Origin of the sequence: Streptomyces sp. MB09-01 (assembly GCF_033794505.1) — a bacterium.
Classification (GTDB): domain Bacteria; phylum Actinomycetota; class Actinomycetes; order Streptomycetales; family Streptomycetaceae; genus Streptomyces.
Map to the genome: position 1 here is coordinate 17,194 of NZ_JARAYQ010000046.1, position 14,172 is coordinate 31,365.

Sequence of the window (14,172 nt, forward strand, 5' to 3'; positions counted from 1 at the left end):
GGCCTAGGGGTGCTGGCTGCTGACCGACACGGTCTCGCCCGTCATGTACGACGAATAGCCGCTGGCCAGGAAGACGATGACGTTGGCGACCTCCCAGGGTTCGGCGTACCGGCCGAAGGCCTCGCGGGCGGTGAGTTCGGCCAGCAGTTCCTCACTGGTGACCTTCGCCAGGTGCGGGTGCATGGCCAGGCTCGGGGCGACCGCGTTGATCCGTACGCCGAACTCCGCGGCCTCCAGGGCCGCGCAGCGGGTCAGCGCCATCACCCCGGCCTTGGCGGCGGCGTAGTGGGCCTGGCCGGTCTGCGCGCGCCAGCCGACGACGGAGGCGTTGTTGACGACGACGCCGCCCCTGCCGGACGCCTTGAACGAGCGCAGCGCGGCGCGGGTGCAGCGGAAGGTGCCGTTCAGGGTGACGTCGAGGACCTTGCCCCACTGTTCGTCGGTCATGTCGACGAGGGCGGCGGTGCCGCCGAGTCCGGCGTTGTTGACGACGACGTCGAGGCGGCCGTGGGTCTGCTCGGCGAGCGCGAAGAGGGCCGCGACCTGGTCCTCGTCGGTGACGTCGCAGGGCAGGGAGGCGACGCGGTCCGCCCCGAACTCGGCGGCGAGCGCGCCCTCGGTCTCCTTCAGGCGGCGGGCGTGGGCGTCGCCGATGACGATGCGGGCGCCCTCCTCCAGGAAGCGGCGGGCGGCGGCCCCGCCGATGCCGGCGCCGGCGGCCGCGGTGATGACGGCGGTGCGGTCCTTCAGCAGTCCGTGTCCGGGGACGTAGTCGGGGGTGCTCACGCCCGTACCTCCTTGGGAAGGCCGAGGATCCGCTCGGCGGTGAGGGTGCGCCGGATCCCGTCCGAGCCCGCGGCGCAGACCGTGCCGGCGCGGGAGAAGGGGAAGAGCCGCTCGCGGTCGTCGAGGCCGTGCTCGACGGGCCGGCCGAGGCAGGTCCGGCCGTGGGCCGCCATGTGGCGTTCCGGCGCGAGGCGTTCGGCCCGCAGCCACGTCCGAACCCCGGTGCGCAACTCCTCGACGCTGCTCATGGCCGTACGTTAACCTACCAAACACTTGTTAGGGAAGGATCTCCGCATGCCCGAAGCCCCGGTGGTGCTGTACGAGCGGCGCGGCCCGGTCGCGTACGTGACCATGAACCGCCCCCGCTGCCGCAACGCGCAGAACAGGGCCATGACCTGCGCCCTGGACGATGCCTTCTACCGCGCCGCCGACGACCCCGAGGTCAAGGTGGCCGTCCTGGCGGGGGCCGGGCAGCACTTCTCCGCGGGCCACGACATCGGCACCCCGGAGCGCGACGCCCATCTCCCCTTCGAGCGGCGGGCCGGCCTGTGGTGGGACCCCTCCGGCCGGGCGGGCGCCGAATCCCGCTTCGCGCGCGAGTCGGACCCCGGCGTCGAGTACTTCGCCCACCCGTGGGCGATGCCGCCGCGCATCGCGAAGGAGTTCCTGTACACGGGCGACCGGACGCCGGCCCGACGGGCGTACGAGCTGGGTGTGGCCAACCGGGTCGTGGGGCGTGCGGAGTTGGCGGACGAGACCGGTCGGCCGGCCCTGCGCACCGCCGAGATACCGGGCTTCGGCCTGGCCCTGCCCAAGCGGGCCGTCAACCGGGCCGAGGACCTCCAGGGGCTCCACACCGGCATGGACTCGGCGTTCGGCCTGCACCACCTGGCGCACGCCCACAACGCGGAGAAAGCGGCGGACTCGCTCGGCGGCATGAACACGGCCGCCATGAAGGAGGCGAACACCTGATGGACCTCGACCACGCACCCGACGTGCAGGCCTTCCGGGCCGAGGCCCGGGCCTGGCTGGCCGCCCACGTGCCCGCCGCCCCCCTGCCCTCCCTGGAGACGGGGCAGGGCTTCGCCGCGCACCGGGAGTGGGAGGCGCTGCTGCACGCGGACCGCTGGTCGGTGGTGTCCTGGCCCGAGGAGTACGGGGGCCGGGGCGTGGACCTCGTGAAGTGGCTGGTCTTCGAGGAGGAGTACTGGGCGGCGGGCGCGCCCGGCCGGGTGTCGCAGAACGGCATCAACCTCCTCGCGCCGACCCTCTTCGACCACGCGACGGCGGAGCAGCGGGCGCGGGTGCTGCCGTCGATGGCGAGCGGCGAGGTGATCTGGGCGCAGGCCTGGTCGGAGCCGGAGTCAGGCTCGGACCTGGCCTCCCTGAAGTCGCGGGCGGTGCGGACGGAGGGCGGCTGGCTGCTGTCCGGGCAGAAGACCTGGTCCTCGCGGGCGGCCTTCGCGGACCGCGCCTTCGGCATCTTCCGCACCGACCCGGACGCCCCGAAACCGCACCAGGGGCTGACGTACCTGATGTTCGACCTGAGGGCGCCGGGGGTGACGGTGCGGCCCATCGGCCGCCTCGACGGCAAGCCGGCCTTCGCGGAGCTCTTCCTGGACCGGGTGTTCGTACCGGACGGGGACGTGATCGGGGAGCCGGGGCAGGGCTGGCGGATCGCCATGTCGACGACCGGCAACGAGCGGGGGCTGACCCTGCGCTCCCCCGGCCGCTTCCTGGCGGCGGCGGACCGGCTGGCCGGGCTGTGGCGGGCGCAGGGGGATCCCTCCGACACCGCGCTGCGGGACCGGGTGGCGGACGCAGTGGTCGGGGCGCGCGCCTACGAGCTGTTCACCTGGGCCAACGCCTCCCGGTTCGCGGCGGGCGAGACCATCGGCGCCGAGTCCAGCCTGAACAAGGTGTTCTGGTCGGAGTACGACATCGCCCTGCACGAGACGGCGCTGGACCTGCTGGGCGCGGACGCGGAGCTGGCCGCGGGCGAGTGGGCCGAGCCGTGGGTCTTCTCGCTGGCCGGGCCGATCTACGCGGGCACGAACGAGATCCAGCGCGACATCATCGCCGAGCGGCTGCTCGGCCTGCCGAAGGGCCGCCGCTGATGCGCTTCCTGCTGACCGACGAGCAGTCGGACTTCGCCCGTACGCTGCGCTCCCTGCTGGGAACGGCCGAGGTGCCGGCGGCGGTACGGGCGTGGGCGGCCGGCGACCTGAACCCCGGGCGGTCGGTGTGGGCCCGCCTGGCGGAGACGGGCCTGTTCGCTCTGGCCGTGCCGGAGGAGTACGGAGGAGCGGGCCTGCTGCCGCTGGAGCTGGCCCTGGGCTTCGTGGAGCTGGGTCGGGCAGGGGTGCCGGGGCCGGTGGTGGAGAGCGCGGCCGCCTCCGTACTGCTCTCCGAGCTGGGCGACGAGGCCCTGGCGAAGCTCTTCCTCCCGGGACTGGCCTCGGGCGGGATCTCGGCCACCCTGACCCTGCCGGGCGGGAGCCCGTACGCCCTGGACGCGGACGCGGTGACGCACTGCTTCACGGTGTCGGCGGCGGGCCGGCTCCACCTGACCCACGGCATCGTGGGCGAACGGCTGGCCTCCCTCGACCCTGTCCGCAGGCTCTCCCGCCCGCCGGCGACCGGGGCGCTGCTCGCGATGGGCCCCGCCGTCACGGCGGCGGCGGAGACGGCCGGGCGGTGGGCGCGGCTGCTGACGGCGGCGCAGTGCCTCGGCGTGGGCGAGGCACTGCTGGCGCGCACGGTGGCGTACGCGAAGCAGCGCACCCAGTTCGGCGCCCCGATCGGCTCGTTCCAGGCGGTCAAGCACCGGCTGGCGGACACCCTGCTGGCCCTGGAGTTCGCCCGGCCCCTGCTGTGGGCGGCCGCCCTGTCGCTGTCCCCGGCCGACGTGGCGGCGGCGAAGCTCACCGCGGGCGAGGCGGCGTACGCGGCGGCGACGACCGCCCTCCAGTTGCACGGCGCGGTCGGCTACACGGAGGAGCTGGACCTGTCTCTGTGGCTGCGCAAGGCCCGCCCGCTGCGGGACGCGTGGGGTACGCCGTCGGCCTGCCGGGCGGAGGTCCTGCGGTCCCGCACCGGGTAGAGGGGTGGCCGTCACACCCGCGCGAGGCTGAGGGTCACGACGTAGTGCTCCTCGACGGTGCCGTCCGGGAAGAGCGGGGCCAGCAGCTCCCGTTCGGTTGCGAAGTACTCCCTGGTGCCGGATTCGCCGAGGACCAGGAAGGCGGAGTGGCTGGCGAGGTTGGCGAGGTGGGTGTCGAGCGTGATGCGGCGGGACCAGCGCAGGGTGCGCGTGGTGAACTCGCCCAGCCCCTTCGGCAGGGTGCGGTAGTCGTTCACCCCCTCGGCGGCCCGGAAGAAGACGCGCAGCCGCTCCTCCTGCTCGGCGATCCACGGAACGCCGGAGTCCGTGTCGTTCCACCAGACGGCGAGCGCGCCGCCGGGGCGCAGCACCCGGCGGGCCTCGGGGACGGAGCGGGCCGGGTCGGTCCAGTGCCAGGCCTGGGCGTAGGTGAGGAGGTCGAAGGCGCCGCTCGCCAGGGGCAGCCGGTCCCCGTCCCCGCGCACGAGCGGGATCGAGGGGTTCGCCCGCCGGAATTCGGCGGCCATCCCGTCCCCGGGCTCCACGGCGAGGATCTCGGCCCCGCGCTCGTGCAGCAGCGCCGTGGCGATCCCGGTCCCCGCCCCTACGTCGGCCACGCGCGCCCCGGCGAGCGGCCGCCCGGCGAGCTCCTCGAGGGCGTCGAAGAGGGCCGGTGGGTAGCCGGGCCGGTTCGCGGCGTACAGAGCGGCTGCGGAATCGAAGGAACGGGCGCGTGTCGTCATGCGTCCATTGTTTTCGATCAAGCAAACGAGCAACAAGGACGAGGGATCAGGAACATGCGAAGGACGAAGACCGCGATGTCCGCGATGGCGCTGTGCGCGGCGGGGGTGCTCCTCACCGGCTGTGGCAGTGACGCCCCGAAGCCGGCCGCCGACAGCGGCAAGCCCGCCGCGGCCTCGCCGGCCCCCGCGTCGTCCGCGCCGCCGGCGAAGGCCGGCGGCGCGACCCACGAGGTGACGCTGGAGGTCGGGGGCACCGGCAAGACGGCGGTCATGTACAGCGGCATCGGCAGCGGCTTCGAGCAGCAGACGCTGCCGTGGTCGAAGTCGGGCACGGCCGAACTCACCGCCGCCGAGCGGAAGGTGGGCTACCTGGTGAACGTCGTTCCGGGCACGATCACGGGCGCCGACGGCAAGCTCCAGCAGGCCCCGTGCACCATCAAGATCGACGGCAAGCTGGTCGCGGAGAGCGACGGCGTCCAGAACACGAAGGGTTGTTCCTACATCATCAAGGAGTAGCCGCGGTTCAGGTGCGGGGGCGGCGCAGGCAGAGCACGCCGAGGGTGACGGTCTGGAGCAGGAGCAGCGCCGCGGTGCCGGCCGCCTGCCAGAGGGGGCGGCCCGGGCGGCCTCCCAGGGACCAGGACCCGCCGTCCGGGTCCGTCGTCACGGTCAGGCGGGCGCCGACCTGCAGGTCCAGGGCCACCGGTCCGGGCAGGTCGCGGCCCGCCTCCGTGCGCAGGCGCAGGGACGGGGTGTGATCGGAGCCGTCCTCCACCATCGTGCGCGAGGCGACGACGGCCGTCTCCTCGCGGCCGCGCTCGTGGAGGACGTGCCGGTCCCAGGTGATCCCGGCGAGCACCACGATCCCCACCGCGAAGAGCGCGACCGCGGTGCGGGCGACGAACTCCGCGCCGGTGCCGTGCGGTACGGCCGCGCCGAGGACGAAGACGGCCAGCAGGACGGCGACCCAGGACCACTCGGGGCCCCGCAGCAGCAGGACCGCAGCGAACTCCGCTGCCAGCAGCAGGCAGTTGCGTACGAGCGCCCCCGGCACCCGCCGGACCAGTCCAGTCATGGACACATCATGCCTCGGAATACTCCGGTGCACCGCGCCCCGCCCGCCCCGTAGGATCCGGGGCAAGGGCGGGGCCGTAGCACAGAGGTAGTGCGCCTACACAGCATGGAGGAGGACGCCGGTTCGAATCCGGCCGCCCCGCCCCCTATTCGCCCCCGCGCCGAGGGGTGGCCGCCAGCCAGGCCGCGGCCCCCGCGAGGGCGTCCCGCGCGGCCGGCAGCGGCAGGCCCAGGAAGCCGTGGAAGACGCCCGGGTGGAGCTGGACCGCGCAGTCGACACCGGCCGCTGCGAGGCGGCGGGCGTAGGCGAGGCCCTCGTCGCGCAGCACGTCGCAGTCCGCGAGGACGATCAGCGCGGGCGGCAGGCCCGAGAGGTCGGGGGCGCACAGGGGCGAGACGTGCGGGTGCCGCGGGTCCCCGCCGTACTGGTCCCAGTACCAGGCCATGTGGGCGGCGGTGTGGAAGTAGCCCTCCGCGTAGGTCTCCACCGAGGCGCATCCCATCGAGGCGTCCAGCGGCGGATAGAACAGCATCTGACCCGCGAGGAGTTCGGGCGCGCGCAGGGCGGTCACCGCCGCGAGGTTGCCGCCGCTGGAGTCCCCCGCCACCACCACCCGGCCCGGGTCGCAGCCGAGGGCGGCCGCCTCCTCGCGGGCCCACAGCAGGACGGTGAGCGCGTCGTCGGGCGCCGCCGGCCAGGGGTGTTCCGGGGCGAGCCGGTAGTCCACGGAGACGACCACCGCGCCGGAGGCCTCGGCGAGCGTGCGGCAGGTCGCGTCGTGGGTGTCCAGGCCGCACATCACCCAGCCACCGCCGTGGAGGAAGACGACCAGGGGGCGGTCCCGGGAGCCGGGCGCGGGGTCGTAGATCCGGACCGGGACCCCGCCCGCGGCCGTGTCGCGCACCGAGGCCACGGCCGGTCCCGGCCGGGCGGACACCGCCGCCGCCCGCAGGGCCGCCGTGTCGCCCGGCCCCGGGAAGCCCGCGGTCATCGCGTCGCACAGCGGCCTCGCCACCGGCGACAGGGGATCGCCCGCGCCGTGGCGGCCCGTGCCGTCGTCGTGCGTGCGGAAGTCGCTCATGCCGTCGTCATCCCTCCGTCCACGGTGAACTCGGCGCCCGTCACGTACGAGGACGCGTCCGAGCACAGGAAGCGGACGAGCTCCCCGACCTCCTCCGGCCGGCCCATCCGGCCCAGCGGTACGTGCGACCAGTCCCGGCCCGCGACCGCCTCGGCCACCATCGGGGTGTCGATGGCCCCCGGGTGCACCGAGTTGACCCGGATCCGGTCCGCGGCCAGGTCGAGCGCCGCCGACCGGGTCAGGCCGCGCAGCCCGAACTTGGTCGAGCCGTAGGCCGCGTGGCCCGGTATCCCGACCAGTCCGGCGGTGGAGGAGATGTTGACGACCGAGCCGCCGCCACCCGCCCGCAGCACCGGCGCCACGGCCTGGATGCCGAGGAACGGCCCCAGCAGGTTGACCCGCAGCAGGGCCTCGAAGCCGTCGAGCGTCTGCCGTTCCACGTGGGCGGTGCGCCACAGGGCCGCGTTGTTGACCAGCGCCGATACGGTGCCGAAGGCGCGGACCGACTCCGACACCACCGCCGCCCAGCTCGCCGCGTCGGCCACGTCGTGGCGGACGTACAGCCCCTGGTCGCCGAGTTCCGCGGCCACCGCCCGGCCCTCGTCCTCCCGTACGTCCGTGACGACCACCCGCGCCCCCGCCTCCGCGAACAGGCGGGCCCCGGCCGCTCCCTGACCGCGTCCGGCGCCGGTGACGACGACCACCTTCCCGTCGAGGGAGACCCCCACGGCTCAGCCCTCCAGCGCGCGGAAGTGCGGGATGACCTTCTCGCCCCACTGACGGATGGTCTCCATGCACGCCTCCTGGGGCACCGTGCCCATCTGGATCAGGCACATCACCTCGTCGACGCCGATCTCGCGCAGCCGCTCGACGTAGGCGACGGCGGTCTCGGCGCTGCCGTACGCGTGCTCCGCGTTGTAGGTGCCCGTGTCGACCGGGCGGGCCGGGATGTTCGCCTCGTGCAGCCGGGCGACGAGCTCCTCGCGGCCCTTGGCCAGCGCGCCCACGTGGTCGTCCTCCTCCGCGTGACCGGTGGGCTCGGGGGCGTTGCCGTACCAGTGCGCGATGGACTCGGCGAAGAAGCGCTGGCCGCGCGTGCCGAGCCGCAGGGCCCGTTCTGCGTCGTCGAGGACGATGGTCGGGCAGAGGGCGGACAGGTGGTCGTTGACCTCGGACGACACCAGGCGCTCGCCGGTGCGCGTCGCGATGGCCTCGCCGTAGACCTTGCGCATGGCGCGGACGTCGTCGGCGCCGGCGAAGCCCATCACCAGCGCGCCGATGCCGAGTTCGGCGGCCAGCTTGAGCGTGTCGTGCTGGGAGCAAGCCATGAAGAGCGGCGGGTGCGGTTCCTGGACCGGGCGGGGCAGGACCGCACCCGGCCCGATGTCGAGGGAGCCGTGCCATTCGAACTGGGGCTCCCGCCAGGCGGCGGAGAAGATCCGCAGCGCCTCCTCCATCTGCGGGTAGGTGTCCTCGGGCCTGACTCCGTACATGGACATCTCCTGGCGGGTGGCACCGCGGCCGGCTCCGATGTCGACGCGGCCGCCGGAGAGCACGTCGAGCATGGCCGCGCGCTCGGCCACGCGCACCGGGTGCTGGTAGCCGAAGGGCATGGTGACGACGCCGTGGCCGATGCGGATCCGCCGGGTGCGGGCGGCCACCCAGCTCAGGAAGATCTCGGAGGCGCTCATGTGCGCGTACCGGGTCAGGGAGTGGTGCTCGACCGCCCAGATCCGGTCGAAGCCCATCTCCTCGGCGAAGACGGCCTGTTCGACGCAGTCGTGGATGACCTGGCGTTCGCGTTCCGGGGTCGGGTCGACGAGCTGCGCCTCGAAGATCATCGAGAACTTCACGGGGCCTCCGTAGGTCGCGGGCCGGTCACTTTCTAATAGGCATACTTCTAGCAGTCATATCTTGGAGGGGGAAGGCCACCGCGGGAGCCGGTCGTAGACTGCGCTGCGTGGCAGACGAGACGAGCAAGCGACCGCTCCCCGCGACCAGCTGGGCGGTGCTCGGGCTGCTCTCCTTCGGAGAGGAGCTCTCCGGTTACGACCTGAAGAAGTGGTCGGACCGGTCGCTGCGGTTCTTCTACTGGAGCCCGTCGTTCAGCCAGATCTACAGCGAGCTCAAGCGGCTGGAGAAGGCCGGCTACGCCTCCTCGCGGATGGTCGCCCAGGACACCGGGACCCGCGACAAGCGCGTGTACCGGATCACCGACGAGGGCATGACGGCCGTACGGGAATGGGCCCGCAAGGCCCCGGTGGACCCGCCCGTCCTCAAGCACGGGCCGATGCTGCGGCTGTGGCTGGGCCACCTGCTGGAGCCGGAACAGATGCGCGAAGTCCTCCTGCAGCACCAGGAGTTCGCGGAGCAGATGCGCCGTCGCGCGATGGCCGACGTGGAGGACGCCAAGGACGAGCCGGCGTGGGCGTACCCGGCCCTCACCCTCAAGTGGGCCGAACGGTACTACGCCTCCGAGCGCGACCTGGCGGCCGGAATGCTCGAAGACATCAACGGGCTCGACGAACTCGAGGAGCCCGGCAGGCTGCCGTAGGAACGGCGGAAGTCCAGCGGCGGCGGGTCCAGCGGCACCGAGGAGGAGGACGGCACGGCGGCGCGCCGGCCACGCACCGGCCGCGCGCCTGCCACGCACCGGGCCCGGCTCGCGGCCGACCCGGGTTTCGGCGACGGGGTCTGACGTACCCTCGCCCCATGACGGGCAGTGCGATAGACCTCCGCAAGGTCGAGGAGACGGCTCCGGCGCTCGTGAGCCTCTACAAGAGCGCCGGGGTCTCCCTGCGCAAGTACGGGATGGAGGGCGGGCGGGCGGCGGTCTACCTGGTCCTGGACTACTCCGGGTCGATGCGCCCGTACTACGAGGACGGCAGCGTGCAGGCGCTCGCCGACCGGGTGCTCGGCCTGTCCGCGCACCTGGACGACGACGCCCGCGTACCAGTGGTCTTCTTCTCCACCGAGGTCGACGCGGTCGAGGAGATCTCCCTGGCCGGGCACGAGGGACGGGTCACCGAGATCGCCTCCCGGCTCGGCCACATGGGCAAGACGGCCTACCACGCGGCGATGGACGCGGTGATCGACCACTACCTGGACTCGGGGTCGACCCAGCCGGCCCTCGTCGTCTTCCAGACCGACGGCGGGCCGATCAACAAGCTCGCGGCCGAGAAGTACCTCTGCAAGGCGGCCCGGCTGCCGCTCTTCTGGCAGTTCGTCGGCTTCGGCAACACGCGCAGCACGCAGTTCGACTTCCTGCGCCGGCTGGACGAACTGCCCGTGCCGTCCCGGCGTGTGGTGGACAACGCCGGCTACTTCCACGCGGGCCTGGATCCGCGCACCGTCCCGGACGCGGAACTGTACGACCGACTGGTCGGGGAGTTCCCGGCCTGGCTGGCGGCGGCGCGCGGCGCCGGCATCGTGCGCGCCTGACCGGGGACCGCCCCTGCCGCGCGCTTTCATGGACGTATGACGCACACCAGCTGGGCAGTCTTCGAGATGGCGGAGCCGGAGTTCGCGGCGGCCGTCCAGGCGCGCTTCGCGCAGTACCCGCACCATGTCCTGGCCACCCTCCGCAAGGACGGCTCTCCCCGGGTGTCCGGGCTGAACGTCGACATCCGCGGCGGTGAGCTGTGGCTCGGCATGATGGCGGGCTCGATGAAGGCCAGGGACCTCCAGCACGACCCGCGCTTCGCCCTGCACACCAATCCGGGCCAGGGCGAGGAGATGCCCGACGGGGACGTACGGATCTCGGGGCGGGCGGTGGAGCTCGTGGACCCGCCCGAGCTGCACCGGTACGCGGAGGAGACGGAGACCCCGCACCCCTTCCACCTCTTCTACGCCGATCTGACGGAGGTCGTCCACATCACTGTGGAGGGCGACGACCTGGTGCTGCGGTCGTGGACCCCGGCGCGCGGCACCCACACCGTCCGCCGGGGCAACGACGACGAGCCGCCGCGCGAGGACCCGGAGCCGGGCGACGCGGCGGCGGACGGCTCGTCGGCGGACGGCCCGACGCCGGGTGGTCCGACGCCGGGTGGGTCGGCCGGGTGAGCGCGTCGGCTAGCTGAGCGGGAGGACGCCTCCGGCCGGGCCGAGGGCCGCCGGGTCCACGTCCACCCAGGTGCGGGGCTTCGGGCAGCGCGGCGGCGGCGCCGAGCAGCCCGCTCAGCAGGGTTCGGGTGGGGGCCGTGATCCGGAGGGTTACCAGACGGCGCGCCCCCCACTGCGCCGCGAATCCCCCGGACGGTCCGTCCGGCCCAGGCCGGCTCGGGCCGGTCCCCGGGATCCTGCCGGGTCGGTCGCGCGGGCATCACCCGCACGAGCGAATCGAGCTCGGCCCCCGTCGTCCGGTACGTCGCCGGCCCGGGCAGCCTCGCCCGGCGGTGTCACCACCCGGTCGGCGCTGACGGCCCGGTCGACATCAACTCCTTGAGCACGTGGTCCAGTTCGGTCGCCCGTACGCCGAGCAGGCGCTCGGTGTCGGAGGCGTCGAGGCGCAGCTCGGCGTCGTACTGGTAGGCCATCTCCGGGATCTCGGCCATCACGGCGTCCGCCGCGGCCGCCGCCTCGAGCTCCTCCCGCGTGGTGGTCCGGAGCCTCGGGCTCGGCGCACCGGCGGCTTCGGCCAGCCGCCCCATCAGCTCCCTCGGGGACAGTTCGGAGGTGGAGGGCACGTGCCAGGCGCGGCCCCAGCCCTCGTCCCGTCCGCCGACCGCGATCAGGGTCCGCGCGACGTCGTCCACGTAGGACCAGGCGTGTGGCGCGTCGAGGCCGACCGGCAGCACGGCCTCCTCACCGGCCAGTACGGCGGGCACGGCCACGAGGGGGAAGAGCCCCATGACGTTCGCCCCGAGGAAGTCGCCGGCGCGCACCTCGGCGAACCGGACCCGTCCGGCCCGGTGCGCGGCGAGCGCCTCCTCCCACATGGCGGCGCGTACCCGCCCCTTGTCGGAGTTGGGCTTCATGGGCAGGTCGGGCGTGAGGGGACCTTCGACGGGCCCGTACCCGTAGACGTTGCCCAGCATCACGTAGTCGGCGCCGGTCCGCTCGGCGGCGGTGAGCAGGGAGGCCGCGAGGGGCGGGAACGCGGTCCGCCAGTCCTGGTAGGCGGGCGCGGCCGCATGGTAGAGAGTCCGCGCGCCGTGCAGCAGCTCGGCGAGCCGGTCGGTGTCGGTGATGTCGGCGGCGACCCGCTCGACGAGCGGATGGTCGGGCCCGCCGCCGCTGCGGGTGATGACACGGACCCGCTCACCGGATGCGGCGAGCAGGCGTGCGGTGGCGGTGCCGATCGCACCGGCGCCCGTGATGACGTGCAGAGCCATGGCTGTACTCCTGTGCCTTAACTGCGAGTTGCTGCTGTTGACGGGTCAACCCTCGCCCGGGGCACGGCCGTACAGTAGTGGCTGGAATGCCAGCCATCCGGAGATTCGAGCCATGACGATCACTCGCCCGCACCGCGTCGCGGTCATCGCGTGTCCGCCGATCACCACCTTCGACCTGTCGATCCCGGGGGTGGTGTTCGGCGCGACGAGCGTCGGCGGGCAGCCCGTCTACGAGGTGACGGTCTGCACCCTCGTCCCCGGCGTGGTGGAGGCGCGGTACGGCACGGACGTCGTGGTGGCGCGCGGCCTGGAGGCGGTCGAGCGGGCCGACACGGTGATGGTCACGGGGACGGCCGACCGGGACAGCACCGACCCCCGGGTGCTGGACGCCCTGCGGGCCGCAGCCGCCCGGGGCGCTCGCATCGCCTCCATCTGCACGGGTACGTTCGTCCTCGCGCAGGCGGGTCTCCTGGCGGGCCGCCGCGCCACGACCTTCTGGACGGCGTCCTCGGAGTTCGGCCGGCTCTTCCCGGACGTCGACCTCGTGCCCGACGTACTGTTCGTCGAGGACGGCACGGTACTGACCTCGGCGGGCATGTCGGCCGGGATCGACCTGTGCCTGCACGTGGTGCGCCGCGACCACGGGGCGGCCGTCGCGAACGCCACTGCCCGCCTCGTCGTGGCGGCCCCCGTACGGCCGGGCGGCCAGGCCCAGTACATCGAGACCCCGCTTCCGCCCGAGCGCGGCACCTCCCTCGCGGCCACCCGCGCCTGGGCGCTGGCCCGCCTGCACGAACCGACGACCCTGGCCGAGCTGGCCCGGCACGCGGGCACGAGCACCCGCACCCTGACCCGCCGCTTCCGCGCCGAAACTGGCGTCAGCCCCCTCCAGTGGCTGCTGCACCAGCGCCTGCACCGAGCCCGCGAGATTCTGGAGACCACCACCGTCCCGATGGACCAGGTGGCCGCCCGCAGCGGCCTCGGCACGGCGGACTCCCTCCGTACCCACCTGACCCGCCACACGGGCCTGACCCCGAGCGCCTATCGCGCCACGGCGCACGCCCGGTGGCCGTAGAGTCGGGGGGCGGCCGAAGCCAGTTGCGTTGGCTTCGGCCGCCCCTTCCTCCTCGTTGCGGTCAGGCCGTCCGGCGGCGCAGCCACCAGGAGCAGAACCAGGCCAGCAGGCCGGAGAGCGCGAGGAAGATCCCGGTCTCGATCCACTGGAAGGCCCAGTAGCGGTCGGCGGGCTGGTAGGCGACCTCCGTGTGGAGGTCGGAGGTGGTGAAGCATTCGAAGGGGTCCGCTTCGCGATCCGCGCAGCCGCGCGGGCCTCGGACCTCCCGGCCGGACTGATCGAGTACCGCGCCGGGGTGGGAGACGACCCAAGCGCCTGGCCTGAGGACCCCGACCTCCAGGTGAGCGTCGTCGCCGTAGCCCTTCAGCTGGACGTGGTTCACGTTCCAGCCGTCCGCCGGCGCACCGGATTCTCCGTCTCTGCCGACCGGCGCCATGACAAGGGAGCTGAGCGCGACGTCGGTGTGCTCCGGCGTCACGAAGTGCGGGCGGATCGCGAAGGGTACGACTGCGATGCGGAGCGAAGGTGCCGCTTGGTATCGACCTACTGGCGTGCGAACGTGACGCTGCGGCAGCCGGGCCGCAGGCGGCCGGTCCGCGGCCGGGCGACGGAGTTCACCTCACCGCCCGGAGAAGGCTCGGTACGCATCGATACGACTACAGAACGCCACAGCGCCCGCCATCCCTGGTCGGGGACATGGCGGGCGCTGTGTCAGAGTTCCGCACTCCGTTGTACGGACCGTATGAGGGGTCTCCCCGGAGGGAGGGTGCTGCCAATGGCACGGGCCCCGCACCGACGGTCGGAGGCCGGCGCAGCCGGGCGAAGCCCGGGAGGCCGCCTGCGGCCGAGCGGTGCGAGCACGGCGTCCGGAAGGAGCCATGGCGGGCGCCGTGTCAGAGTTCCGCACTCCGTTGTACGGACCGTATGAGGGGTCTCCCCGGAGGGAGGGTGCTGCCAATGGCACGGGCCCCGCACC

Annotated in this window: 17 protein-coding genes and 1 tRNA gene; 9 read left to right on the forward strand and 9 right to left on the reverse strand. The window is 73.5% G+C overall.

Annotation, left to right across the window (positions count from 1 at the left end; translation table 11 throughout):
• Positions 1-3 precede the first annotated feature (3 nt).
• Complete coding sequence (locus PV721_RS12865; RefSeq protein WP_319723477.1) at positions 4-786, reverse strand: SDR family oxidoreductase; 783 nt, start codon at positions 784-786, stop codon at positions 4-6.
• A complete protein-coding gene (locus tag PV721_RS12870) occupies positions 783-1,034 on the reverse strand; it encodes a hypothetical protein (RefSeq protein WP_319723479.1) in 252 nt (83 codons plus the stop codon). Before PV721_RS12870 ends, PV721_RS12865 begins: the two co-directional genes overlap by 4 nt.
• A gap of 46 nt (positions 1,035-1,080) precedes the next feature.
• Between PV721_RS12870 and PV721_RS12875 the strand changes: the two genes are divergently transcribed.
• Genes PV721_RS12875 through PV721_RS12885 form a run of 3 tightly spaced genes read left to right on the forward strand, consistent with a single transcriptional unit; the run spans position 1,081 to position 3,889 of the window.
• Positions 1,081-1,758 (forward strand): enoyl-CoA hydratase-related protein, encoded by a 678-nt coding sequence (locus tag PV721_RS12875; RefSeq protein WP_319723481.1) that lies wholly within the window; start codon positions 1,081-1,083, stop codon positions 1,756-1,758.
• Positions 1,758-2,903 (forward strand): acyl-CoA dehydrogenase family protein, encoded by a 1,146-nt coding sequence (locus PV721_RS12880; protein WP_319723483.1) that lies wholly within the window; start codon positions 1,758-1,760, stop codon positions 2,901-2,903. The genes PV721_RS12875 and PV721_RS12880 overlap by 1 nt, the downstream gene beginning before the upstream one ends.
• Positions 2,903-3,889 (forward strand): acyl-CoA dehydrogenase family protein, encoded by a 987-nt coding sequence (locus PV721_RS12885; protein ID WP_319723485.1) that lies wholly within the window; start codon positions 2,903-2,905, stop codon positions 3,887-3,889. Before PV721_RS12880 ends, PV721_RS12885 begins: the two co-directional genes overlap by 1 nt.
• 11 nt (positions 3,890-3,900) lie before the next feature.
• Here the strand turns inward: PV721_RS12885 and PV721_RS12890 are convergent, their stop codons facing one another.
• Positions 3,901-4,632: a class I SAM-dependent methyltransferase gene (locus PV721_RS12890; RefSeq protein WP_319723487.1), complete on the reverse strand. Its 732-nt coding sequence runs from the start codon at positions 4,630-4,632 to the stop codon at positions 3,901-3,903.
• A gap of 54 nt (positions 4,633-4,686) precedes the next feature.
• On the opposite strand from PV721_RS12890, the gene PV721_RS12895 reads away from it, so the two are divergent.
• On the forward strand, positions 4,687-5,148 hold the full coding sequence (locus tag PV721_RS12895; protein WP_319723489.1) for a hypothetical protein: 462 nt from the start codon (positions 4,687-4,689) through the stop codon (positions 5,146-5,148).
• A 7-nt stretch (positions 5,149-5,155) separates the two neighbouring features.
• On the opposite strand, the gene PV721_RS12900 is transcribed toward PV721_RS12895, so the two are convergent.
• Entirely contained in the window at positions 5,156-5,707 is a 552-nt protein-coding gene (locus tag PV721_RS12900; protein WP_319723490.1) for a hypothetical protein, read from the reverse strand.
• A 68-nt stretch (positions 5,708-5,775) separates the two neighbouring features.
• On the opposite strand from PV721_RS12900, the gene PV721_RS12905 reads away from it, so the two are divergent.
• A tRNA-Ala gene (locus PV721_RS12905) sits at positions 5,776-5,850 on the forward strand.
• 2 nt (positions 5,851-5,852) lie between these two features.
• Here the strand turns inward: PV721_RS12905 and PV721_RS12910 are convergent.
• From PV721_RS12910 to PV721_RS12920, 3 genes are read right to left on the reverse strand one after another with little or no spacing between them, the layout of a single operon-like run.
• The gene (locus PV721_RS12910) at positions 5,853-6,788 is read right to left on the reverse strand and encodes an alpha/beta hydrolase (RefSeq protein ID WP_319723492.1); all 936 of its coding nucleotides are present in this window, start codon (positions 6,786-6,788) and stop codon (positions 5,853-5,855) included.
• Positions 6,785-7,516, reverse strand: coding sequence for a glucose 1-dehydrogenase (locus PV721_RS12915; protein WP_319723494.1), 732 nt, complete (start codon positions 7,514-7,516; stop codon positions 6,785-6,787). Before PV721_RS12915 ends, PV721_RS12910 begins: the two co-directional genes overlap by 4 nt.
• Before the next feature lie 3 nt (positions 7,517-7,519).
• Positions 7,520-8,641 carry an LLM class flavin-dependent oxidoreductase gene (locus PV721_RS12920; RefSeq protein WP_319723496.1) on the reverse strand — a complete coding sequence of 374 codons (1,122 nt, stop codon included), beginning with the start codon at positions 8,639-8,641 and terminating at the stop codon, positions 7,520-7,522.
• Between the two features lie 107 nt (positions 8,642-8,748).
• Between PV721_RS12920 and PV721_RS12925 the strand changes: the two genes are divergently transcribed.
• The 3 genes from PV721_RS12925 (at position 8,749) to PV721_RS12935 (ending at position 10,850) form a co-directional block, all read left to right on the forward strand.
• Positions 8,749-9,342 carry a PadR family transcriptional regulator gene (locus PV721_RS12925; RefSeq protein WP_319723498.1) on the forward strand — a complete coding sequence of 198 codons (594 nt, stop codon included), beginning with the start codon at positions 8,749-8,751 and terminating at the stop codon, positions 9,340-9,342.
• Positions 9,343-9,500: 158 nt separating this feature from the next.
• Entirely contained in the window at positions 9,501-10,229 is a 729-nt protein-coding gene (locus tag PV721_RS12930; RefSeq protein ID WP_319723500.1) for a VWA domain-containing protein, read from the forward strand.
• Between the two features lie 36 nt (positions 10,230-10,265).
• Positions 10,266-10,850, forward strand: coding sequence for a pyridoxamine 5'-phosphate oxidase family protein (locus PV721_RS12935; protein ID WP_319723501.1), 585 nt, complete (start codon positions 10,266-10,268; stop codon positions 10,848-10,850).
• 335 nt (positions 10,851-11,185) lie between these two features.
• On the opposite strand, the gene PV721_RS12940 is transcribed toward PV721_RS12935, so the two are convergent.
• On the reverse strand, positions 11,186-12,121 hold the full coding sequence (locus PV721_RS12940; RefSeq protein ID WP_319723503.1) for an NAD-dependent epimerase/dehydratase family protein: 936 nt from the start codon (positions 12,119-12,121) through the stop codon (positions 11,186-11,188).
• 112 nt (positions 12,122-12,233) lie between these two features.
• On the opposite strand from PV721_RS12940, the gene PV721_RS12945 reads away from it, so the two are divergent.
• Complete coding sequence (locus tag PV721_RS12945) at positions 12,234-13,196, forward strand: GlxA family transcriptional regulator (RefSeq protein ID WP_319723505.1); 963 nt, start codon at positions 12,234-12,236, stop codon at positions 13,194-13,196.
• 61 nt (positions 13,197-13,257) lie between these two features.
• Here PV721_RS12945 and PV721_RS12950 read toward each other — a convergent pair whose 3' ends face one another.
• Positions 13,258-13,674: a hypothetical protein gene (locus PV721_RS12950; protein ID WP_319723507.1), complete on the reverse strand. Its 417-nt coding sequence runs from the start codon at positions 13,672-13,674 to the stop codon at positions 13,258-13,260.
• Positions 13,675-14,172: the final 498 nt, after the last annotated feature.